Below are 20,179 nucleotides of genomic sequence, written 5' to 3'. Positions count from 1 at the left end.
GAAGGTTTGGCGAAAGAAGGGCTTGCCGCGGCCCGCGCCTAGCGTCACTCTGGTTGTAAAAGGGGCGGGTGCATGGCGTCGGGGCAGGGGCTACAGACCAAGATTTTGCGGCGAGCGAAATCGCCAGAAGACTATACGGTGTATCGGGCCGCGCTGGAATGGGGGCTGACCGACCCGATCGTGATTGAGAGCCGAGATGATTTTAAATCGGAGTTCCGCTGGAAGGAGCGCCTCGATCCTTTCCATCACCAAGTCCAAAACCTCATCACCTTCTGCCGGCGTCTCCCGGTAACCCTGCTGGCGGACGATGTCGGTCTCGGCAAAACCATATCGGCGGGACTTGTGGCGAGCGAGCTTATCGCCCGAAACCGCGTTGCTAAGATCCTAATAGTCGCCCCCAAATTGCTTGGCCCTCAATGGAAGGACGAGCTTGGGACGAAGTTCGATATCCCGGGTGAGGTTGTCACCGGAAGCAAGCTTGTTTCCGCTGAACCTGACGACGTAGGGGCCGTCATCACGACATATCATTCAGCGCGCTCGCACTTGGACAAGATTCCCGACGACCGCTTTGACATGTTAGTGCTGGACGAAGCCCATAAGCTTCGCAATCTCTATGGTGTCGATCCCACACCGCAGGTCGCAAAAGTCTTTCATCGAACTCTTCAGCAGCGCCGCTTTCGCTATGTGTTGATGCTGACGGCGACTCCAATCCAAAATCGGCTCTGGGACCTCTATTCACTGGTCGATCTGCTTAGCGTTGCGCGCGGTCACGAAAACCCCTTCGGCAATGAAGGTATGTTCGCCCGCCGTTTCATCGAGGACAAGCGCGAGAGCGCGCGGGTCCTGAAACCTGACGCGCGTGAGGAATTTCGAAAGATCGTTTATGGTTACATGTCGCGCGTGCGGCGGGGCGATGCCAATCTGGATTTTCCCGAGCGAAAGATTCAGCTGCACAAGGTCGATCCTTCTGCCGAGGAGCTCGCCCTTATCGAGGCTATCGCCAAGCCTATCCAGAAGCTAAATCGGCTAGCGCAGATAAGTATTCTCCAAGCGCTGACCAGCAGCCCGCATGCGCTTATGGCCCAGCTTCAGACTATGGCTCGCAACGAGACCGTGCCGATGGAGCTCGCGGAGACTGTCAAAGCCATCGTCACACCCATGAAGACGAGCGCGAAGCTTGAAGGGCTGCGTCAGCTCGTTTCGTTGCTCAAGCAGGAAAATCCGACCGGCTGGCGTATGGTCGTATTTACTGGGCGGCGTGAAACTCAGACCACGATTCAGGTTTTTCTCGAGGAGCTCGGTCTCAAGGTCGGCATCATCAACGGATCATCCGGCCAACGCAACCAAGAGACCATAGCTCGTTTCCGTGCCGATCCGCCTGAAATCCGTGCCATTGTTTCAACCGAAGCTGGATCGGAAGGTGTCAATCTTCAAATTGCGAACGTGTTGATCAATTTCGATCTGCCTTGGAATCCAATGATCGTGGAGCAGCGTATCGGTCGCGTTCAGCGCCTCGGCTCTCAGCACAGGAACGTAATCATCTACAATGTGATGCTCGCCGGCACGTTCGAAGAATATATTGTCGGCCGTCTGATGACCAAGTTGCAGATGGCGACCGATGCGATCGGCGATATCGAGTCGTTGCTCGAAGCATCGGGCGTCGGCGACGAGGAAGAGGGTACCGGTTTCGACGAAAAGATCCGCGAGCTTGTGGTTGCGGCACTTGCTGGCCGCGACATGAAAGCTGCCGCAGAGAGGATCGCCCGCAGCATCGAAGCTGCCAAGAAGACCCTCGAAGAAGAGAAAGAGAATATTGAGCAAACGCTAGGGTCGCAGGATGGCTACGACTATGTCGGCCCCCAGACGCCGATGCTCGAAAAGATCAAGCCTTCCATGGACCTCGAGTCATTCGTGCGCGCGGCGTTCGCAAGTCTCGGCGGAACTGTCAACGATATCGCTCCTGGTGTTCTGCGCATCACCGGCAAGGGTAGGCCAGAATTGGCGCGCCTCACAGAGGATGCGGGGTCCGATTACGCAAAGGTACCGCTCTATAGGCCAGGGAGTCCTGCCTTTCTTCGTCTTGTTGATCGCGTCACGGCTTCCGGCCTTCATGACGTTCAGGATACCGATCATGAGCCGCGGCAGCGGATAGAGGCGCTTGTCAGCGACTGGGTGTCTGTTTTTAAGGGAACGAAGCCGGAGGTGACAATCGTGAGCGTGCAGCGCGGGTTCGCAGGTAATGCTATTACCCGCGTACGCGCGACAACTGCCCATGACAGTTATGAGCGCATAGTGACGATTACGTGCAATCCCAGCGAGCACACCCAGGCGGCCGCTGCACTCGACGCTATACCGGATCTACTTCAGCACCCCGCAGTTGCTGGTCTCAATTCCAATCTCGTTCTGGATGAAGCCAATCGCGAGCCAAACATCGTTGAATTTAACCGCTTCTATCTCGAGCGGCGCGACACTGAACTGAGGTCGGCCGGTAAAGATGCTCGGAAGCGCAAGAAGCTGGAAGATGAATTCACGCCACAGATTGACACAACACTTGTCGCCTTGGACGGCCAGGTGACCCGGCGGGTAAATCTAAAGGTGCGTTACCAGCTGGATGGCGCGTTGTATGAGAGCGACCTCGCGATCACGCCTTCCGCCAATCGGATCGACACTGCGCCGGCGCTGGAGCTATGCGGGCTGACGCGTGTTGAGGTGCCTGCCGACTGCCTCGCCGCCTGTGAACTGTCCGGCGTGCGCGCGTTAAGGCACCGGTTGGCGCGTTCGGAGGTGAGCGGACGTTACGGATTGCCTGAACATCTCCTTCGTTGTTCGCTTTCTGGCAAGTCGCTCCTTGTTGACGAAGCTGGCATGTCTGACATCACGAACGCTGTCGTTGACCGGACATTGCTCAAATCTTGCGCCATCACCGGCAAGAAGGGAGAGCCTGCCCATTTTGGGCAATGCGCCTTCACAAGGGCCGATGTGCTACTGGAGCAGCTTGGGAAAAGCGAGGTTTCGGGCAAGCCCTATCGGCTTGATCAAGAGGCCTCCTCCGTGGTCTCCGGTAAGCGCGGACATGTTCGGGAATTCGTCCGCTGCCAGGAAACCAAACGCACATTGCTGCCGCCTGAGGCCGAACGCTGCGCCAAGACTGGACGGATCGTTGCACCAGACGTCCTGCAACTCTGCGACGTCACAGGCAAGCGCGTGCTGCCCAGTGAGCTTCGGACATCGTCCGTCAGCGGCAAACGTGTGCTAGCGGAGCATTTGGTCTCGAGCAATCTGTCGGACGCTATTTTCCTACCAGATGAGGGCATCCGCTCCGCTTACGGGAAGTTCTGCGCGCCGATCGAGGCGAAGCACTGTCAGTGGAGCGGTGCCGCTACCCATCCGGATGATCTCAAGACCTGCGCTCTCTTGGAGCTTTCCGTTCATTTCCAGTATCTGTCAAACGAGTCGGGTCGTCTTCAGCCTGTTGAAGAGCTTCTCGCCGGCAGGCGCCGTGCCGTAGATGCTCGAGATCGTTGGGACATCATCCTTCCTTTGGTGTCGTCAGCGGTAAACACGAAGAAGTGCCAGATCGAGTCCGGACAACTCTCGCCTGATGGTCAAAAGATCGCGCTCGCCGTCGAGATCAAATCCTTGCTAGGGCTCAGAACGCAACATGCGGCGATGCTCTACTCACTCAAAGACAATGCGATCCTTGGCAATATTGCGATCGTCAAGCGAGACGGACACGGCGGTTTCCGCTAGAGCATACTTCAATTCCATTGAACGGATGTCTAACGATGGCAAATATCGAAACTATCAAGCGCAACTTCATCGGTGACTTCAAGGTGGGCGACAACATTCTGGCCAATGGCAAGGCTCTGTGTCGTTTAAGTTCGACCAACGAAGCCGATACGTTCAACAAGCTCATGGTGGTCCAAGCGGGCTCTATTGTTGAAGCCGCGCTTGATCAGATTATCTATCGAGCACAAAATTAGACTACGGAAGGGGTGCCCAACATTCCGGCTGAAGTCCTCAAAAAAATCCGTGACACTCAGATCGAGCGATTTAACAACATCATTCAGGCCATGAAGACCCACAAGCTTCTCGATGGTCTGGGCGCGACCATTTACGACGACCTGCATCGCCTGCGCGAGCTTCGCAACCGCGTACATATTCAATTCGACGATAAGCCCGAGGAATCGGGCCGGAACGACCATGACGCTTTTACCAGCAAGAATGTCGCATGGTCGCTTGATCTGTGCATCAAAACCTTGAAGCATTTGAGCGAGAAATTTCCGAGGCCCGAAAGGCTGGGCATGTTTGCCCACGACGTTTCCATTCCGAGAAGTTAAGTAATATTAGGCAAGACGTGTCATCCGCATTCAGTGAAAAACAGGTTCACGACGCTTTGTGTGCCATGGGCGGACTTGAATCGATCGTTCAGGATAGTCCGGAGATTGAGAAGGCGCTCGATGAAGCGGATTACACGCCGCCGAAGATTGATCCAGCGGAGTATCCCGGACCTGATTTCGAGCTTTGGAAATTTGTGAAGTCGCGCGCCCTGCAAAAGATCGGTCGATTGCATCGGACCGTACGTTACGGCGATTTTATCGGCAGCAAAATCAATCTTCGCACCGACGATACGAAGCCAATGCAGCTCGACCTTTTGGGGCAGCACGAACTTGGCTTATTCATTCTAGAGCTGAAGGTCGATAAAACCGCGGAGCGTAACGCGTTCTCTGAGCTGTTCGCATACAGCAATTACATCGCCGAGATGTTCGCTCTGTCGGGCAGCAAGGATATCACGAATGTTCTGGTAGCCAACCTGGACAACAAGATCACCACGCAAGCCTACCTGTACGATCTATTGATCGCCGATCGCAACGTGATCGTCTACCGGCCCGAGTTCCCGACCGCTTCATTGGACGATCTCACGCTTCACCTGCATATTCCTGACGACGAGGACTTTAAGCATCTCACCAATCGTTTGCTGTCCCACGAGTCGATGGACTGCGTTGTCGTTTCCTTCGATGACATGGGGGGATGGTTCGATAGCAATGAAGATGGCGGCGACCTCAACGATCCCACGATCGAGCATCTGAGCAAGCTAAGTACCTACGCAGCGCAACTCATGGAAGCCGAGCGGCTTCACGGATTTTGCTTTGTCCGGAAGCGTTGGAAAGAGGTCCAGATGGGCTATGGCAATAGCCTGATCTTTTGCGCGATCAATCCGTTTCGGATCGCTGGCCGCGAGCAATCAAATGACATTTTGGAGCAACTGGACGAAAAGCACCACTACGCATTCTTCGAAGTTCCTGAAATGGGGTTCGACAGTCGCCTTTTCGCGCTGGCGAAGCGTACGATCAAGGATGGCCTCACCCACGATTACGACTGTGAGTTGGAAAGCGCGGTATGGAGCGCGATGGTAGTCTCCATGATCGAAGTTGTTTTTACGCACAACTTTGCTTTCCGGCCTACTGGAATTTTTCGAGAGGCCTACTCAAACTATCTGAACATGCTCTATGCCGATGAAAATGCAGGCCTGTGCGACGAGGATATCTCGGTGCTCAAGGTCAACGAGCTGTACAGCTGGTTCAACGCTTGGCAGTTCATGGAGCGGTGCGGTTTCACGGAGCCCGATCACAAGAACGGGTTGGAAGATGAGAGCGTGGGGTAACCGGAAGAGCTTTCGTTACGTGCTTCTCATCACCTTATTCTAAAGCTCAACGACGCCAGCCGGGACTGTAAGGGCGGAAGCCGATGGTCTCGTCGATCGTCATCAGGATGCGTTTGATTAGGCCAATGTAGTTCTCCGCACCACGGCTGCTATGTCATGACCGGAATCTCGATGACTGGCCGGAGCGCTTCGAGCTGGCGTGCATATTTGCGAACGATCTTGTCGTAGAGGTCACCAAGGTGCTTGGCGTGGACACTTACGACAAGTGCGTACGGCAGATCCTCCTTCGGCGAGAAGTTACGCCCGCCGAGACGCGCATTGTAATGAATGTCGAGAACAGGATTGCGCAGCGTCTTGCCCATGAACGTAACGCGGGTGTGGAGGCAGTTCTCCCATTTCCAGGCATCGCGGCGGAGCTCATCCTCCATCAGGCCGCTCTGTGTCTTGCCGAAGAAACTCTTGCTGTCGGCGTGGACCTGGTTCGGATCCTTGCGCTTCTGGTCATGTGGCCTGAAGGTCGGCTCGAGCCCGGCGCGGGTGTAATTGCCGGGATGGTGCGGATCGACGCCAGTCGGATAGCAAAGCGTCGCGGTAATCGTGACCTTGCCGGGTACGGTGCCCGATGGCATGGGGATCGGGGCGCGGATATAGCGGGTCGGCGTGATTTTGCCCTGGTAGACGACGCGCACCGTGTCGTCGTCGCATAGGACGACGTCCTGTACGGATCGCGCGACACGGCCGCGGCCGACATCCTCGGCGGGATAGTCTGATGGTTCGGCCGTGTGGATGAGCAGCGCCCGGATCGCAAGCATGTCTAGGCCGTCACCGAAATGCGCACGAACACCGGCGCCAAGGCGTAGGACCGACGGCGCGGAGAAGGACGTGCCCTCCGTGGCTTCGAATGCCGCTGCCGGTGTCTCGCTGACGACGATGAATGGCCGTTGCAGGCAACCTCCGAATTCCACGAAGTCGGGTTTGACGACACCGGGGCTGCGTCCCGGACCAACCGAGCTGTAGCCGCTGCGCTGCCACGGGGTCTCAGGGCTGTCGCAAGATCCGACCGCGAGGGCATTCACGCAATCTGACGGGACCTGGATGCGGTTGAAGCCGCCCTTGGCCGGTCCGTCTCCATCGTTGCCGACGGCGATGGTCGCCAGAGTGGTGCCCGCTGACAGTCGGTCATCGAGAACCGCGGTCCACGCATGAACGTCATCGTCTTCGATTGGAAGCCGGGGGCCGATGCTGAGGTTGATGAAATGGTAGTGCTTCTCGACTAGGACCTGGTCGATACGAGAGAGCACCTCGTAGAGCTCGTGCGGATTCTGTTTTGGGGCGGTATCGAGAACGCGATAGTGGTCGACCGCCGCATACGGACGCGGAACAGGGCTTGCGGGATCGATATGCCCGAACAGGAATGCGGAGCTGACCCCCACGCCGTGCTTCTGCAAATCGGGAATAGTGCCGCCGATACCGGGGGGATCGATGGGCTTGACCCATTTGCTGATCGGATGGTTCTTCGGCAGGCCACCATCGAAGATCGCGACGCGGATCTTTGGATCGATCGGACCGACAGTCGGCAACACGATGTTTTCCATCGGGACGCGCGACGAACGGAATGTCGGGCGCAGCATGCGCAGGCTCGGCATCTGCCGCAACGCGCGGACTGGCGTGAAGGTGGCGATTTCGTCGGCGAGCTCCACAGGGGCCTCGAGTTCGACAAAACACAGCCCGCCGGCCGAGAACCGTCGGCCAAGGGCCTGATCAATGCCGATCTCCTCGAGATATTCGCTGAACAGCGGAATGATCCCGTTGGAGCCGGTGCCCGCGTCACTGTGCAGGACGACCTCGAAGACAGTCTCGCCGGTTTTCGGGAGCCTGCCCTTGATCTTGTCGCGCGGCGTTGGCGCAGCCACCTGCTCGATGGTCGGCAGCTCATCGGCACCCTTCACCTCCTCACCCCACCGGGGCAGTGCGCTGCGCCAGGCGCGAAAGGCGTCGCGGCTGCCTGCAACGAACAGCTCCGTGGTGATGGTCTCTTCGGGTTCGCGACCCTTCGAGCGCTTCTGCGGCTTGATGCGCCGCGGGCGGCTTCCGATCGGCTCTAGCCCGACGGATTCGAGCAGGCGTTCCGGGAAATACGATTTTGCAATGTATTCGGGGTTGAGCGTGACCGTTGCAACGGCGCGATTGTCCGGACAGGCCGCGTCCGGCAACTGGTCGATGCCGCGGACCACGCGCGCGAGCATGGGCGCAATGCGCTCCCTCGCCTCGAAGAACGTGTAAGGATGGCTCTTCGGCGCGCCGCCGCGGACGCCTGCGACATCTTCGACAAGGCGTTCGCCCTTACCCAATAAAAAATTGCGTTTGGTCATGACGTATCTCTGCCGTTTTTCCGTTTCGTCATTTTCTTAGATTTGCCGGCGCGGCTGCGGATGGTGTCACGCGCCACGCCGGTAAGCTCGCCCGCCTTGCGCTGCGAGAGGAGGCCGCGATTGACAATTGCTGTCGCGAGTTGAATGCGTTTGGCTTTGACAATCGATTTGTTGGTGAGCAGCCCGGCCAGTTGCTCTTCGAGCGGGACATTGCCCAGCGCTGCGCCACGTCTCGCGGCAGACAGGTCGCGCTCGATGTCGCTGAAGGATCGGCCGGCGAAGCCCGTAGCAAGCAGACCGCTCCACTGTTTCGTTGCCGGAAAATAAGGGGCGAGTGTCGCCTCAATGAAGCGCGCAATTGCCTCCTGGTCTGGCAAAGGAAATTCAACGTGCAGCTCGAACCGGCGCCATATGGCGGGATCGAGAAGATCGGGGTGGTTGGTTGCCGCAAGGAGCACACCAGAGGTCGGCCAGTCGTCGATTTGCTGAATGAGGACCGTGACAAGCCGCTTGAGCTCGCCGATCTCACCGCGATCATCGCGGCGTTTGGCTATGGCGTCGAATTCATCGAGAAGCAGGACACAGTCGATGGTCTTCGCATATTCCAGAACATGGCGCAGATTGCTGCCCGTCCTGCCGAGCAGGCTGCTCATGACAGCGGCCAGGTCCAGGATGAGGAGCGGGCGCTTGAGCTCGCGCGCCAGCCATCGCGCCGCCATAGTCTTCCCGACGCCGGGAGGCCCCACGAACAAGGCCGCCCGTGTGGGATCGAGACCGGCACGGGCCAGTGCCTGCGGATTGCGACGCTCTTCCATGACCTGACGCAAGGCGCGTTCCAGCTCGGGTGAAAAGATCGGGTCGTGATCGAGAACAGGCTCGGATTCGACCCGCATCAGGTGAAGCCGGGAGTCGATGTCGACCGGCAGCGGCACTTCGGCCTGCCGGCGCAAGGGGGAAGCCGAAGAGGGCGATTCGTGAAGCAGGCTGGTGAGCGCCTCGGCGAACTGAGGCACGGCCTGGTGATAGCGCTTGGCCGCGCGTCGCAGGACGACCTGGACGTCCTGTATGCGGCCCGAAAGGGCAGTCCGGGCAAGTTGGAGAAAATCGGCTTCGATATTGGTCTTCGCAGGTTCTGGCATGTCTCATTCAGTACAAGGGTTCAGCAGGCGTGCACGCTAGCAGAGGTGGACGAGTTTTCACATGAAAAATGAAAACTCGTCCACAATACAATAAAATATAGTAATTACAAATGGATGTACGTGGACGAAATTATGCGCCTTGTCCGTTAAGCCAAATCCGGAGGCGGCGCCACCACGGCAGCCCCACGCTCTTCGATGCCGGCGCCGGCCGCGGTGCAAAGGCCTGCTTGCGGATGTCGAACAGCGGATCTCCGGCCTCGTCGTGCGGGTGGTGGGGGCAGATGTGATCCTTGAGCAAGTCCATGCGGGCGTTGCGGGTGACCGTTCCCTTGTTGCCGTCGTAGTCGAGGAACACGAAGGACGGCGGGTTCTGGTACCAAGGCGTGAGCACCTGGGTCAGCAAGCCGACCGCCGTCGACGCGAGCACGCCATTCGACCAGACCACTTGGGGGCGTGAGCCTGCAGCACCGTACTTGCGGGCTTCCTGCTCGAGCCTCTCGTCGGTGATGAAGCCGCAGCAGCGCATGCACGGTGCTCCCGGCATCGAGAGGATGACTTGGCCGCTGACCAGGTACCCATCCCTGCCGAGATCGTGCACATCCATGCCGATGTCGATGTACGGGATGAGGTGACGGCGGGCAAAACGCTCAAGTTGTTCGCGCTCGCGGAAGCCGTCGACCGCGCCGACGATGATGTCGCAGCGCTTGAGATCATCGACTGCGTTATGCCAGTCGTCCTGCACCGAGATGATCCGCGCTCCGGGATTGAGGCCGCGGATGAGGCGCGCGGCGATCGCGACCTTGGGCATGCGCGCGCCCACGTCGGCCAGCGTCCCGCCGATCAGGCGGTTGGTGTTCGTGTCCTCGATCACGTCTGGGTCGGCGTTCACATACCCACCGACGCCCATATGCGCCGTCTGCTGCGCCACATGCGACCCGCCGCCGCCGAGGCCGACGATGCCGATGGTCGCACCTTCCAGGATTGCGTCACTGTTGGGCCCTAGGAAGCTTTGTCGATCGAGGCGGCTCATGCAGCCCTCCATGTGTGAACGGGCATGCCGACCTCGGTGAAGCGGGCGATAAAGGGCTGTGGCGCGTCGCGACCAAGCCAGACCTGGCCGAACGCGGCCGTGTCACTGAGAACGATCGCTCCGTGGACCGCATAGGGCGCGACCGACACGAAATTCGGGATGAACTTGGCGTTCTCGCGGTTATCAACGCCGCTAAACCCCGGCACGTCATGGCCGCCATGCGTATGTACGTGGAAGATGGCGGCGCGGTCGTTCATGGCCCACTGGCGCGCGCGGCGGATCGCCGCGGCGCTCATCATCGCGCCGACGCTCGGGTCGCGCAGATATTCTTCATCGAGTACGGGACGGTATTCCCGCGCGAGAATCAGGAGATCGTCGTGTGCGGCAGCGAGGCCGGCGGCGATGAACCCGACGCGCTCGTGCGCAAACGCGTGGGGGCGGCGCAGATCCGCGCGGATGCCGGCCAGCAAGGCCTTGTTGATCTTGAAATGAATGTTCATGCGACGGCCCTCAGATGCGCCAGCAACATCTGCGTCCATCGCAGCGAGGCGGGCACGTGATTCCAGGACGGCGCCCACCAGTTGCGCTCAACCACGCGGTGCGGGTTCCAGTTGGCGCCGCGCCCTTCGATCTTGGTCTCGAAGAACAGGCGGGTGTCGTAGCCCGAGTGCGCGAACGGCACGAGCAGCAGGTCCATGCGGTACGGAATGTCGCCCGCCATGAAACCGAAGGAGGGCAGCAGCGCGACGGGTTGGCCGCCCTCCTTGAGGAGGACGGCCTCACGGTGCATCGCCTGCAGCCCGGCGAAGTTCGCGGAGGCGTCGGTCACGAGGAACCTCCGCAGGGCACCTGCTCGAAGAAGCGCATCCCGTCCTTCACCCGGAGCTTCTGGCCGGGCTTGAGCTCGGTGAGATTGCCTTCCTCGTTGATGACCTCGAGGACGTAGCCCTGCTGCACGCCGAACAGGTCCTTGAACTGCTCCGTGGTGTAGGTCCCGCGGGGGATTTCCCGGGGATTGTTCTCGAAGAACACCGTGATGAGCCGCTTCTCGGTGTGCAGGTGCTCGGTGCCGGCCTCGCCAAGGTCGAGCTCGTCGCCCGGCTTGAGCTCGACGTCGTCGCCGTCGCGGTCCTGGATGATGACCTCGTCGTCGCGGACGTGGCCGATGACGCGCAGCTCCGGCTCCCCGATCTTGCGGACCCCCCATTCGAAGCCGTGGTCATCAAGAATGAACCGGAAGATGCGGTCGCTCTTGAAGGCCCGGAACGTTTCGGTGCCCGGCGCGGTCAGGTCGACGGTCTCGTCGAGCCCGATCGAGCGGGTCCCGTGGCGCATCAGTTGGATCAGCACGTAATCGCCGGCCGGCTTGAAGCCCGCCTTCTCCAGGATGCGGTCGCCCTTGGGCTGCGCATCGCCGAATTCGACCGTGGTGCCATTCACGGTCGTCGAGAACTTGCCGTCCGGCCCGGGGCGGCGCGCCGCTTCGGCCTCGACATGTTGGTTGCGGCCCTGGCCGCCAGTCTGGGTATTTTCCATCGTCCTAGTCCTTGCCTTTCTGCCAGCCCATCGCCAGCTCGGTAGTGATAAGATAAGGCGGCATGCAAAGAATGTCAAGCATTTTACGCGCACGCTTGACGTTCTTATCGTTTTGCGCTAAATACACTAACGGAATCAAGCAGTTTGGAGGATGATAGACATGATCAAGAAGAGCGCTGAGCCAGAGGTCAAGCTCACGCTTGGACAATATCTCGCCTCAATTCGTGAAGACCGCGACCTCTCGCAGCGCGATGTCGAGAAGGCCACCGGCAAAGTCGTGTCCAATGCGTACCTGTCCCAGATCGAAAACGGCCTGATCAAAAAACCAAATCCGAACATCCTGCATGCGCTCTCGGAGCTCTACGCGATCAGCTACGAGGATCTGATGGAGCGCGCGGGCTACATCGTGCCCACGCGTTCGCGCAGCGCAGGGCAGCGCCACGGGCGCGTCGCGACGTTCGCAGGACATAACCTGACGGACGAAGAGGAAGCGAAGCTCGTCGAGTTTCTTGGATATTTGCGCAGCAGGAAGAAGCCCGGTGAAAGCTGACGATAGTAGTCTCGATCCCGAAGAGGTGCGCGCCGTGCATGCCGCTGCACGGCGCGCACTGGACCGGGCGTCGGCATGGGGGATCTATCCCACACCAACTTCTGTGATCCTTGAAGCGGCGAGCCTAAAGATCGCGCCAAAGAGCGCATTTGACCCGCGCCGGATTACGGAATTTCTGCTGGATAAGGCCGAGAGCGCTGCCACTGCTCTCAAGTCCGCAATCGCAAAGGTGTTCGGCATCTACGACGCCGACGACCAGCTGATTCATATCGACGACAGCGTTCACAAATCCAAGCAGAACTTTCTCAAACTGCATGAAGCGGGGCATCACGAGCTCCCTGCTCATCGGAGTGCCTTCCGGCTGTTCCACGACTGCGAAAAGACACTCGATCCGGAGATTTCCGATCTCTTTGAACGGGAGGCAAACAACTTTGCCAGGTTTGTCCTGTTTCAGGGGGACAGCTACGCGTCGATGGCCGTCGATCACAAGTTCGAGCTGCGCACGCCGATCAAGCTGGCGGGAAAATTCGGGGCGTCGGTCTATGCCTCTTGCCGCGAGTTTGTGCGGACGCATCACCGGGCATGCGTCATCTACATCCTCGAGCCGGTCACGTACTGCGAACGCACTGGCGCCAGCGCCGAGGTGCGCCGGATCGAAGCGTCGCCGGCCTATCTGAAGTAGTTTCGCCGGCCAGATGAGGACGTGATAACCCTCGATCATTCGCTCGGACGCGTACTACCGATCGGCAGGAAAATGACCCGTCCGACGACGGTTTCAATCACGGACCGTAACGGTCAGGCCCACGAATGCATTGCAGAGGCATTCGATACGACCTTCAATATCCTACTGCTGGTCTACCCGGTGAAGGCCCTTACGAGCACGACGATCATCTTTTAGGGATAAGGCGCTCGCAGCGCGGCCGCGGCTCGCCGCGCGATCGAGGATCCTAATCGGTACAGACTGAGCTCGACGACCAACTTGAAAAGGCGGTGACGTGACGCGATTACATCGGCAGCGCCAGCTGAAGTTGCGCGTCGGCCCCATCTCCAGAGTGATAATGTACTGGCCGTTCGGCTTGCGGTGGTCTGATGCGAGCTTCGCCAGAAACTTGTTGTAGGAAATACCGGCGGATGCATTGAGGCCGGTTACCTCCTTGATCTTCGCGCGGATCGCCAACGCCACGTCCCGCGCAACTGAATGCGTCTGCAAATTTTAGGTCACGTCGAGGTAAGCCTCGTTCAGTGACAGCGGCTCGACGATCGGAGTGTGCTCGGCGAAGCTCGCGGATCTGCTGGGAGACTGCCTTGTAGACCTCGAAGCGCGGCTTCACGAGAAGATCAGGTCTGGGCATTGCCGCCTCGCAGTAACTGATGGCATTGCCGATCGGACACCGAATTTGCGGGCTTCGTAGCTCGCGGCAGCCACGACACCCCGCTCGCGGGATCCGCCGACGGCAATCCGCTTGCCGCGAAGATCCGGATTGTCCCGCTGCTCGACGGACGCAAAAAAGGCGTCCATATCGACGTGGATGATCTTGCGTTGGCGGGGCGAGGGCTGTGCCTGGTCGTTGGTCACGTTGTTTGCCCGGCGTCTTCCTTGACGCCGCGGGCCACGATCCGGAGGCTCCTGTCCGGAAGCGGCCGCTGCAGCTTCAGGGCCTCGTCTGGAGGAGCCGTCATCCAGGTCTCGACTTCTTCCGGCGTTGTCAGGATGACCGGCATCGCCTTGGGATGGATGAAGCCGACCTCGGTGTTCGCCTCCGTCGTGAGGAACGCATAGAGGTCGTTGGTGGTCTCGCCTTCCTTGACCTTCCGGACGGACGTCCAGTTGGTCCAGATGCCGGCGAAGCAGGCGAGAGGCCGGGTCTCGTCGAGCGCGAACCAGATGTCGCCGCCTTCGGCCTTGTTGAACTCGCTGAAGGAGTTGAACGGCACCACGCAGCGGTTCTCGGCTCCCAGCCATCGCGTCCAGTGTTTGCTCTTAACGTTGCGAATGTTGGTCGTCCCGCCGTCCGGCTCCATTCTGAGCAATTCCTTGAAATCGACCGTCTTGCCCTTGGCCTGCAGCTTCTCGGCTCGCGTCTTCGTGGCGTCCATCAGCGCCTTTGACGACGATGGCATTCCCCAGCGTGCCGTAGCGAGCTCTCGGCCCTCAGCCCCGTTGCGCACGATCGGTGCCTTGTAGTCGGGAAAAACTCCCGGCATCGGCGCCAGATTGCCAACGTATCGATTCACGACGCGAAATAGCGCGCTGATCGCGGCTTGGTTGGTCGTGATCGAATAAAGATTGCACATCGGTCAGGATTCGGTTCGAGGGTGGCGCGGCTGCCACGTCAACTGTAGCAGAGTCGCGGATGGACGCCGGCCCGCCTTGGCGCATTTGCGGCAGCGCAGCCGGCTGGCGAGATCGTGCACGAAGGTGGTCGGCGGGTGCTTCATCGCTGCGAGGTCCACGTCGCTCGGCGTCTTGCAGCGCGCGCATCTGATCTCCAGCCAGGGGAAGCCTCCGTTCACGGCTTGATCGATGGTAGGCGACGGATCGATCGGTTCGCCGTCACTCCACATCCGCTCGTTCCAGCTTTCGCAAAGCAGCCTGTCGGCTTGCTGCATCATCGCCTCGCCTTTGGCCCGGATCTCCGCCGATTGGGCAGCAAGCATGTTGGCCATCGCGCGTGCCTTGCCGAGCTCCTTTGCCAGAGCCTTGCGGTCGCCGCCCGACAGGGGCGTAGGGTGATACTTCGGGGCCATCCGGATATCCAGGCGCAAAGAGATCGGATCGGCAAATGCAGAGCGGCTACGGCGTCTCGAATGCTGGCCAGCACCCATCTTCTTCATGCCTGCCGGTGCGCTGCTGGCAGGTGTTGTCGAGCAACCGCTGCGCCACGTCCTTCCAGACTGCGTTGGTGCCATACAAGCGGACGGCATCGGCGGTCTGGATTTCCACGGTCCGCTCGCAGCGGCGGCAGGAGACGCGCAGAACGTGGGGCTTGATTTCCGAAAGGCGTCGCTGTCGGGCCTGGGCCACGGTCGCGCCGGCTCGAGGGTCTTTGAGGACCGATTCCCAATATTCGGCCGGGAGCGGGGCATCTGGACGGGCAGCCGACGGCGCTCGTCTACGGGCGGCTTCAGCGGCCAGTTTTTCCATCTGTTTCGGGGTGGGCATGCGCCAGCTCGCGGGTCGGTCGGTCATGCCCGAATTAGAACATAACAAGAACAAATGTCGAGTCCGACCGGGCAGCAGCTGAGAAAAATCCTCCTGTGGGACGGGTCGCGATGTCGGAACCAAGGCGGGTCGTTCGTCTTGAATCCGGTATCAGTATCGGAGTTCCCCCGCGATGGCCCCCCGCGCTAACTGGAAAGGCTTCCTGCGTCTTTCCCTCGTCACCTGTCCGGTCGCGCTCTATCCGGCCACCTCGGAATCCGAAAAAGTCTCGTTCAACCAGCTGAACCGAAAGACCGGCCATCGGATCAAGTACGCCAAGGTCGCGCCGACACCGGCGAGGAGGTCGACAACGAGGACATCGTCAAGGGCTACAAGGTCGACACCGATACGTTTATCGAGGTGACTAAGGAGGAGCTTGAGAACGTCGCGCTGGAATCGACGCGAACCATTGAGATCGACGAGTTCGTCGACCGCAGCGAGATCGATCCGCGATATCTCATTCGCCCCTATTACCTGCGTCCTGACGGTAAAGTCGGGCACGACGCTTTCGCCGTCATTCGGGAAACCATCCGTGAGATGAACAAGGTCGCGATCGGCCGTGTGGTGCTGACCAATCGCGAGCACATCATCGCGCTGGAGCCGCTTGATAAGGGGCTGATGGGCACGCTGCTGCGCTATCCCTATGAGGTGCGATCCGCGGATGAGTATTTTGACGACATTCAGGATGTCAAAGTCACCAAGGACATGCTCGATCTCGCCAAACACATCGTCAATCAGAAGGCAGGCCATTTCGACCCGGACAAGTTCGAAGACCAGTACGAAACCGCCCTCATCGATCTCATCAATCAAAAGCGCGCCGGCAAACCCATCACCGCGAAAGCGCGTCCCCGCGGCGAGAACGTGGTGGACCTGATGGACGCCCTGCGAAAGAGCATCGGAAGAGAGGGCGCGGCCGCGACAGAGGCACCCAAGAAATCAGGCAAAAAGCCGCGCAAGGCGGCGGCCGGGCAGAAGGAAATGCTGATGCCGATCGCGGGCAAGAAGCCGGCGAAGGAGACCGCGGCGAAGAAGCCGGCGGCCAAGCCGCAGCGGAAGTCGGCTTAGGTGTCGTGACGCGGGCGGCCACTACTTCGTGGTCCGCGGCAGGCGGATGGCAAATCCCATCTCGACGAGGTCACGCGAGATCATCACGTCGGCAGAATAATGGCCGCCCGGCGGGTCGGCGCGCGACGCCAGGAAGGGGGCCGACCGCGAGGCCGAAGTAACGGCGCATAGGACCGTAGACGAGGTTAAGCAGGCGCTCGGTGAGCGCAGTCCGGTATGGTGGGACGACGGCTCGCCGGATCTCGATTGCTCGGCAAAGTAGGAGCGATATGGCTGCGGTGAAAAAAACTTCCAGGAGATCGACCTCGAGCGCGGGCATTCTCGCTTACCGCAAGGGCGCTCGTGGGCTCGAGGTCCTGCTCGTTCACCCCGGCGGTCCGTTCTGGCGCAACAAGGATGATGGCGCCTGGTCCATTCCTAAGGGCGAAATCGATGCCAATGATGCCCCGGAGAACGTCGCTCGACGCGAATTTGCCGAAGAACTCGGCCCGAGCGCTTCGATTGGTCCACTCCAGGCGCTGGGGGAAGTCCGACAGCGAGGAGGGAAGCGCGTCATCGCATTCGCCGGCGAGGGCCATTTTGATCCGGCAGCGCTGACCAGCAATACCTTCGATATTGAATGGCCGCCTCGAAGCGGTCGAAGGCAGAGCTTTCCTGAAGTTGACCGGGCGGAATGGTTTGATATCGAGCTCGCGCGGACCAAGCTGCTGTCCGCTCAAGTAGAGTTCCTCGATCGACTTTTGGCAATCGCGGTTGAGAGTGCCGGGAAATGATGTTCAGGATTGGAATCATTTCGGACACACATGGCCTGTTGAGGCCCGAGGCGGAACGAGGCCTGACGGGCGTCGATCACATCATCCATGCCGGGGACATCGGGCGCCCCGAGATCGTCGATGCGCTTCGCCGGATTGCGCCCGTGACGGCCATTCGTGGAAACGTGGACGGTGGCGAGTGGGCTCGCGACTACCCCGACACGAAACTCGTACGCCTGGCGGGAAAGTCGATCTACGTTCTGCACGACTTGAAAACGCTGAAGGCCGACTGCGGCGCCGGCATCGACGTCATCGTCTCCGGGCATTCCCACGTACCGAAGATCGACACGGTCGGTGGCGTTCTCTATCTGAATCCCGGCAGCGCGGGACCCCGGCGTTTCAAGCTGCCGATCACGTTTGCGATGCTCGAACTCACGCCTGACGGCATGCGACCAGAAATCCACGACCTTGAAGGCGAGTGAGTGCCCACCCCGGAGGTCCGCCGGAGGCGAGTGCGTCGATCCTTCCATTTGCCGGGTTACTCCCGGAGGGAAGCGTTATTTGCGCGGACGTTCTCGCTCGCGCACGACCTCCTTCGCCCGCTTGTCGGACCTGAGCCCAAGGTAGACGGGCTGGCGGAGCTCGCCTTTGCTCGTCCACTCCGCGAATTTGACCTCCGCAACCAGCGAGGGCTTGACCCAGGTCGTGGCGGCCTCGTCCTTTACTTTGGCAGGGAAGGGTGATTTCGGGGTCGTCAGCTTTACGAGCTTGGCGTGGAGCTCTTCCAGGACCTTGTGGCTGAAGCCAGTCCCGACATGTCCGATATAGCGCCATGTGTCGTCTTCCCGCACGGCGAGGACCAGGGCGCCGAAGAACGGCCTCGTGCGCCTCGGTGCCGTGAAGCCCGCGATCACCACTTCCTGCCGCTTTGCTGTCTTGATCTTCAGCCAATCCGCCGTCCGGCTTCCGGATGCATACACGCTGTCGGCGCGCTTCGCCATGACGCCTTCCAGACCCTTCCGCTCGGCCTCGGCGAAGAATTTCGTGCCGTTCGCTTTGCGGTGTCTGCTGAAGGCGATCAGCCGGTGGCGCGGCAGGATCGCTTTCAGCCGCTCCTTCCGCTCGAGAAGAGGCTGTTTGCGCAAGTCGACTGCGTTCTGAAACATGAGATCGAAAGCGCAATACAGGAGCTTCGCTTCATGGCGCAGCGCGTTCTGCAGCAGCTGGAAATGCGAGACGCCGTCCTTTCCGATCGCGACGAGCTCGCCGTCGATCACGGCATCGCCCTTCACGCCCTCCAGTGCTTTGGCGACCTCGATATAGCTGCGGCTGATGATCTTGCCGTTACGGCTGTAGAGTGCAACCTTGCCCCGCCGGATTTCCGCGATCATCCGGAAGCCATCGTACTTATCCTCGAAAACCCAGCCGGGGTCGTCGAACGGCGCGTCGGTGAGCGTAGCGAGCATTGGCTGTAAGCGTTTGGGCAGGGTCGACGTCCGGCTCATTCAAGGGCCAATCCTTCGGAGCGTGTTGCGTAACGCACGGACGGCACCTTATCGCTCGAGGTGGCCAGGGCCGATTCGATGAAGCCGGGGAAAGCGCCTTGACACCGATAGCCGCCGGACTTTTACGCTGAAACGCCACTGAAGAACTGCACGCTACAGGGGATTCAAATTGGCACAGTTCGAATCGTTCCGGAACCTGCGAATCCCTGTCGCGTTGCTTCGATGTCACAACAGGAGGCACCGATGGCGGTAGCGAACAAGAGCAAGACGGCGCGCGGCCGAAAACAGGACCGGGCGCGGGTGGCTGGCGGGCAGGACTACGAAGTGCAGTACGAGGCAAAGAAGACGCGAAAGTCGGCATCGGCGGTGAAAAAAGCAGTCAAAAAGGTCGGCAACGCGCGCAAGCGTGTGGAGAAAAGGCTGGGCCGCTGAGCCGGGGCACGGTTGGCGTCGATGCTTAGCGCCGGTCCTCCTCGTCAGGAGGGCATTCTGGGCAGGCATCACCAATCGAGTCCATCACGTCGCGAACCGCGGCCTCCGCTGCTTGACGGGATACGCCTTCCAGCAGGTCTCGACGGGCGATATCGAAGGCCCGCTCTCGGGCATGCGGATCGGCGCGATCCTGCATCCAACCGTGCTCCTCGCACTCGCGGATGGCGCCGGCTTCGATCAGCACGTTGATCGCCCAACCGCGCAGGGTGCGGATCGCTGACCGTCTCGGCTTGGTCATCAGCATTGAAAGGTTCTCCCACGCTGAGACGAATCGTTTAGTCCCGCAGACGTTCCCCATCGCTAACACACGACTGGGATTCCGGATCGTGGATCTTGTGGTTTTTCGAAGGCCGAATTTTCCAGCAGGCCAGGTGGTGGGGTGGGCGAGAACGAACTGAAGACACCGTTTTCCGATACTTCAGACGTCTTATCCGTTTTGCGCGTGCGGCTGTCGCCACACCGGGCTCTCGTGAACCGAGCCGCGCAGCGTCTCGGCCTTGCGGCTTCGATCCGTCGCGCACGAGCAGAGCATGCTCCTCGCGGTGCAGAAACGAAAAACCGGACCTTTATGCAGCAGCCACCTGCACAAAGGTCCGGCCTTATCTTGGCGTGCCGCGATACCGAACGGCTGCAAAGGACGCTTCATATCCTTTGGGAGGTCTCGCTTTTCATCCGGGTTGCGACCCGGAGGCGGCGATAGATCAGTAGCCGATACGACTACTTCTTTTTCTTTGAAGTCTTCTTTGCCACCTTCTTGGTAGCTGCCTTCGCGGTCTTTGCCTTCTTCGCTTTCTTGGCCATGTCGTCCTCTGTAAGAATTGGCTCTCAGTGAACATGCCCACGCCGTGCATAGACATGCGCACGAGTGAGA

The 20,179-nt window shown here is 59.9% G+C and carries 21 protein-coding genes and 2 pseudogenes; 10 read left to right on the top strand and 13 right to left on the bottom strand.

The features are described from left to right. Window positions 1-72 precede the first annotated feature (72 nt). Genes A3AS_RS0114050 through A3AS_RS0114035 form a run of 4 tightly spaced genes read left to right on the top strand, consistent with a single transcriptional unit; the run spans window position 73 to window position 5,665 of the window. Window positions 73-3,750, top strand: coding sequence for a DEAD/DEAH box helicase (locus A3AS_RS0114050; RefSeq protein ID WP_018318216.1), 3,678 nt, complete (start codon window positions 73-75; stop codon window positions 3,748-3,750). 35 nt (window positions 3,751-3,785) lie between these two features. Next, window positions 3,786-3,983 (top strand): hypothetical protein, encoded by a 198-nt coding sequence (locus A3AS_RS0114045; RefSeq protein ID WP_018318215.1) that lies wholly within the window; start codon window positions 3,786-3,788, stop codon window positions 3,981-3,983. Between the two features lie 12 nt (window positions 3,984-3,995). Continuing rightward, window positions 3,996-4,340: a hypothetical protein gene (locus A3AS_RS0114040; protein WP_018318214.1), complete on the top strand. Its 345-nt coding sequence runs from the start codon at window positions 3,996-3,998 to the stop codon at window positions 4,338-4,340. A 17-nt stretch (window positions 4,341-4,357) separates the two neighbouring features. Then, a complete protein-coding gene (locus tag A3AS_RS0114035; protein ID WP_198293697.1) occupies window positions 4,358-5,665 on the top strand; it encodes a hypothetical protein in 1,308 nt (435 codons plus the stop codon). A gap of 149 nt (window positions 5,666-5,814) precedes the next feature. Here A3AS_RS0114035 and A3AS_RS0114030 read toward each other — a convergent pair whose 3' ends face one another. The 6 genes from A3AS_RS0114030 to A3AS_RS0114005 form a co-directional block, all read right to left on the bottom strand. Continuing rightward, window positions 5,815-8,037 carry a S8 family peptidase gene (locus A3AS_RS0114030; protein ID WP_026201982.1) on the bottom strand — a complete coding sequence of 741 codons (2,223 nt, stop codon included), beginning with the start codon at window positions 8,035-8,037 and terminating at the stop codon, window positions 5,815-5,817. Next, the gene (locus tag A3AS_RS0114025; protein WP_018318211.1) at window positions 8,034-9,176 is read right to left on the bottom strand and encodes an AAA family ATPase; all 1,143 of its coding nucleotides are present in this window, start codon (window positions 9,174-9,176) and stop codon (window positions 8,034-8,036) included. Before A3AS_RS0114025 ends, A3AS_RS0114030 begins: the two co-directional genes overlap by 4 nt. 130 nt (window positions 9,177-9,306) lie before the next feature. After that, window positions 9,307-10,206 carry a ThiF family adenylyltransferase gene (locus tag A3AS_RS0114020; protein ID WP_157644276.1) on the bottom strand — a complete coding sequence of 300 codons (900 nt, stop codon included), beginning with the start codon at window positions 10,204-10,206 and terminating at the stop codon, window positions 9,307-9,309. Next, on the bottom strand, window positions 10,203-10,706 hold the full coding sequence (locus tag A3AS_RS0114015) for a hypothetical protein (RefSeq protein ID WP_018318209.1): 504 nt from the start codon (window positions 10,704-10,706) through the stop codon (window positions 10,203-10,205). The genes A3AS_RS0114020 and A3AS_RS0114015 overlap by 4 nt, the downstream gene beginning before the upstream one ends. After that, window positions 10,703-11,035 carry a hypothetical protein gene (locus A3AS_RS0114010; RefSeq protein WP_018318208.1) on the bottom strand — a complete coding sequence of 111 codons (333 nt, stop codon included), beginning with the start codon at window positions 11,033-11,035 and terminating at the stop codon, window positions 10,703-10,705. Before A3AS_RS0114010 ends, A3AS_RS0114015 begins: the two co-directional genes overlap by 4 nt. Continuing rightward, complete coding sequence (locus tag A3AS_RS0114005) at window positions 11,032-11,742, bottom strand: multiubiquitin domain-containing protein (RefSeq protein ID WP_018318207.1); 711 nt, start codon at window positions 11,740-11,742, stop codon at window positions 11,032-11,034. The genes A3AS_RS0114010 and A3AS_RS0114005 overlap by 4 nt, the downstream gene beginning before the upstream one ends. 160 nt (window positions 11,743-11,902) lie before the next feature. On the opposite strand from A3AS_RS0114005, the gene A3AS_RS0113995 reads away from it, so the two are divergent. Continuing rightward, complete coding sequence (locus A3AS_RS0113995; protein WP_018318206.1) at window positions 11,903-12,292, top strand: helix-turn-helix domain-containing protein; 390 nt, start codon at window positions 11,903-11,905, stop codon at window positions 12,290-12,292. Continuing rightward, a complete protein-coding gene (locus A3AS_RS0113990) occupies window positions 12,282-12,974 on the top strand; it encodes an ImmA/IrrE family metallo-endopeptidase (protein ID WP_245283199.1) in 693 nt (230 codons plus the stop codon). Before A3AS_RS0113995 ends, A3AS_RS0113990 begins: the two co-directional genes overlap by 11 nt. A 162-nt stretch (window positions 12,975-13,136) precedes the next feature. Here A3AS_RS0113990 and A3AS_RS45035 read toward each other — a convergent pair. The 4 genes and pseudogenes from A3AS_RS45035 to A3AS_RS0113970 form a co-directional block, all read right to left on the bottom strand. Beyond that, window positions 13,137-13,811, bottom strand: a pseudogene (locus tag A3AS_RS45035) (hypothetical protein). Window positions 13,812-13,864: 53 nt separating this feature from the next. Further along, on the bottom strand, window positions 13,865-14,587 hold the full coding sequence (locus A3AS_RS0113980; RefSeq protein WP_018318204.1) for an SOS response-associated peptidase: 723 nt from the start codon (window positions 14,585-14,587) through the stop codon (window positions 13,865-13,867). Window positions 14,588-14,590: 3 nt separating this feature from the next. After that, window positions 14,591-15,040 carry a hypothetical protein gene (locus tag A3AS_RS0113975; protein WP_018318203.1) on the bottom strand — a complete coding sequence of 150 codons (450 nt, stop codon included), beginning with the start codon at window positions 15,038-15,040 and terminating at the stop codon, window positions 14,591-14,593. Between the two features lie 46 nt (window positions 15,041-15,086). After that, the gene (locus A3AS_RS0113970; protein WP_018318202.1) at window positions 15,087-15,482 is read right to left on the bottom strand and encodes a hypothetical protein; all 396 of its coding nucleotides are present in this window, start codon (window positions 15,480-15,482) and stop codon (window positions 15,087-15,089) included. Between the two features lie 145 nt (window positions 15,483-15,627). On the opposite strand from A3AS_RS0113970, the pseudogene A3AS_RS0113965 reads away from it, so the two are divergent. From A3AS_RS0113965 to A3AS_RS0113955, 3 genes and pseudogenes are all read left to right on the top strand, one after another. Then, window positions 15,628-16,559 (top strand): annotated as a pseudogene (locus A3AS_RS0113965) (Ku protein). A 269-nt stretch (window positions 16,560-16,828) separates the two neighbouring features. Beyond that, the gene (locus tag A3AS_RS0113960; RefSeq protein WP_018318201.1) at window positions 16,829-17,332 is read left to right on the top strand and encodes an NUDIX domain-containing protein; all 504 of its coding nucleotides are present in this window, start codon (window positions 16,829-16,831) and stop codon (window positions 17,330-17,332) included. Then, a complete protein-coding gene (locus A3AS_RS0113955; RefSeq protein WP_018318200.1) occupies window positions 17,329-17,793 on the top strand; it encodes a metallophosphoesterase family protein in 465 nt (154 codons plus the stop codon). The genes A3AS_RS0113960 and A3AS_RS0113955 overlap by 4 nt, the downstream gene beginning before the upstream one ends. 75 nt (window positions 17,794-17,868) lie before the next feature. Here A3AS_RS0113955 and ligD read toward each other — a convergent pair whose 3' ends face one another. Beyond that, window positions 17,869-18,816, bottom strand: a complete 948-nt coding sequence (gene ligD, locus A3AS_RS0113950; RefSeq protein ID WP_018318199.1) for a non-homologous end-joining DNA ligase — start codon at window positions 18,814-18,816, stop codon at window positions 17,869-17,871. A gap of 243 nt (window positions 18,817-19,059) precedes the next feature. On the opposite strand from ligD, the gene A3AS_RS0113945 reads away from it, so the two are divergent. Then, window positions 19,060-19,248 carry a DUF3606 domain-containing protein gene (locus A3AS_RS0113945; RefSeq protein WP_018318198.1) on the top strand — a complete coding sequence of 63 codons (189 nt, stop codon included), beginning with the start codon at window positions 19,060-19,062 and terminating at the stop codon, window positions 19,246-19,248. 25 nt (window positions 19,249-19,273) lie between these two features. On the opposite strand, the gene A3AS_RS45030 is transcribed toward A3AS_RS0113945, so the two are convergent. Both A3AS_RS45030 and A3AS_RS48780 read right to left on the bottom strand, forming a co-directional pair. After that, the gene (locus tag A3AS_RS45030) at window positions 19,274-19,552 is read right to left on the bottom strand and encodes a hypothetical protein (RefSeq protein ID WP_018318197.1); all 279 of its coding nucleotides are present in this window, start codon (window positions 19,550-19,552) and stop codon (window positions 19,274-19,276) included. Window positions 19,553-19,735: 183 nt separating this feature from the next. Continuing rightward, the coding region (locus A3AS_RS48780; protein ID WP_210163479.1) for a hypothetical protein at window positions 19,736-20,179 on the bottom strand (444 nt) is incomplete at its 5' end.

The sequence above is a fragment of the Bradyrhizobium sp. WSM2793 genome (genome assembly GCF_000379585.1).
Classification (GTDB): domain Bacteria; phylum Pseudomonadota; class Alphaproteobacteria; order Rhizobiales; family Xanthobacteraceae; genus Bradyrhizobium.
Note: the sequence above shows the minus strand (reverse complement) of the source record. Positions and strands in the feature narration are given on the sequence as shown.

What these genes read in the sequence shown, in the direction of transcription:
- A3AS_RS0114050 (WP_018318216.1), top strand. Translation starts at nt 73, where the DNA reads ATGGCGTCGGGGCAGGGGCTACAGACCAAGATTTTGCGGCGAGCGAAA.
- A3AS_RS0114045 (WP_018318215.1), top strand. Translation starts at nt 3,786, where the DNA reads ATGGCAAATATCGAAACTATCAAGCGCAACTTCATCGGTGACTTCAAG.
- A3AS_RS0114030 (WP_026201982.1), bottom strand. Translation starts at nt 8,037, where the DNA reads ATGACCAAACGCAATTTTTTATTGGGTAAGGGCGAACGCCTTGTCGAA.
- A3AS_RS0114025 (WP_018318211.1), bottom strand. Translation starts at nt 9,176, where the DNA reads ATGCCAGAACCTGCGAAGACCAATATCGAAGCCGATTTTCTCCAACTT.
- A3AS_RS0114020 (WP_157644276.1), bottom strand. Translation starts at nt 10,206, where the DNA reads ATGAGCCGCCTCGATCGACAAAGCTTCCTAGGGCCCAACAGTGACGCA.
- A3AS_RS0114015 (WP_018318209.1), bottom strand. Translation starts at nt 10,706, where the DNA reads ATGAACATTCATTTCAAGATCAACAAGGCCTTGCTGGCCGGCATCCGC.
- A3AS_RS0114005 (WP_018318207.1), bottom strand. Translation starts at nt 11,742, where the DNA reads ATGGAAAATACCCAGACTGGCGGCCAGGGCCGCAACCAACATGTCGAG.
- A3AS_RS0113995 (WP_018318206.1), top strand. Translation starts at nt 11,903, where the DNA reads ATGATCAAGAAGAGCGCTGAGCCAGAGGTCAAGCTCACGCTTGGACAA.
- A3AS_RS0113980 (WP_018318204.1), bottom strand. Translation starts at nt 14,587, where the DNA reads ATGTGCAATCTTTATTCGATCACGACCAACCAAGCCGCGATCAGCGCG.
- A3AS_RS0113975 (WP_018318203.1), bottom strand. Translation starts at nt 15,040, where the DNA reads ATGGCCCCGAAGTATCACCCTACGCCCCTGTCGGGCGGCGACCGCAAG.
- A3AS_RS0113970 (WP_018318202.1), bottom strand. Translation starts at nt 15,482, where the DNA reads ATGACCGACCGACCCGCGAGCTGGCGCATGCCCACCCCGAAACAGATG.
- A3AS_RS0113960 (WP_018318201.1), top strand. Translation starts at nt 16,829, where the DNA reads ATGGCTGCGGTGAAAAAAACTTCCAGGAGATCGACCTCGAGCGCGGGC.
- A3AS_RS0113955 (WP_018318200.1), top strand. Translation starts at nt 17,329, where the DNA reads ATGATGTTCAGGATTGGAATCATTTCGGACACACATGGCCTGTTGAGG.
- ligD (WP_018318199.1), bottom strand. Translation starts at nt 18,816, where the DNA reads ATGAGCCGGACGTCGACCCTGCCCAAACGCTTACAGCCAATGCTCGCT.
- A3AS_RS0113945 (WP_018318198.1), top strand. Translation starts at nt 19,060, where the DNA reads ATGGCGGTAGCGAACAAGAGCAAGACGGCGCGCGGCCGAAAACAGGAC.
- A3AS_RS45030 (WP_018318197.1), bottom strand. Translation starts at nt 19,552, where the DNA reads ATGCTGATGACCAAGCCGAGACGGTCAGCGATCCGCACCCTGCGCGGT.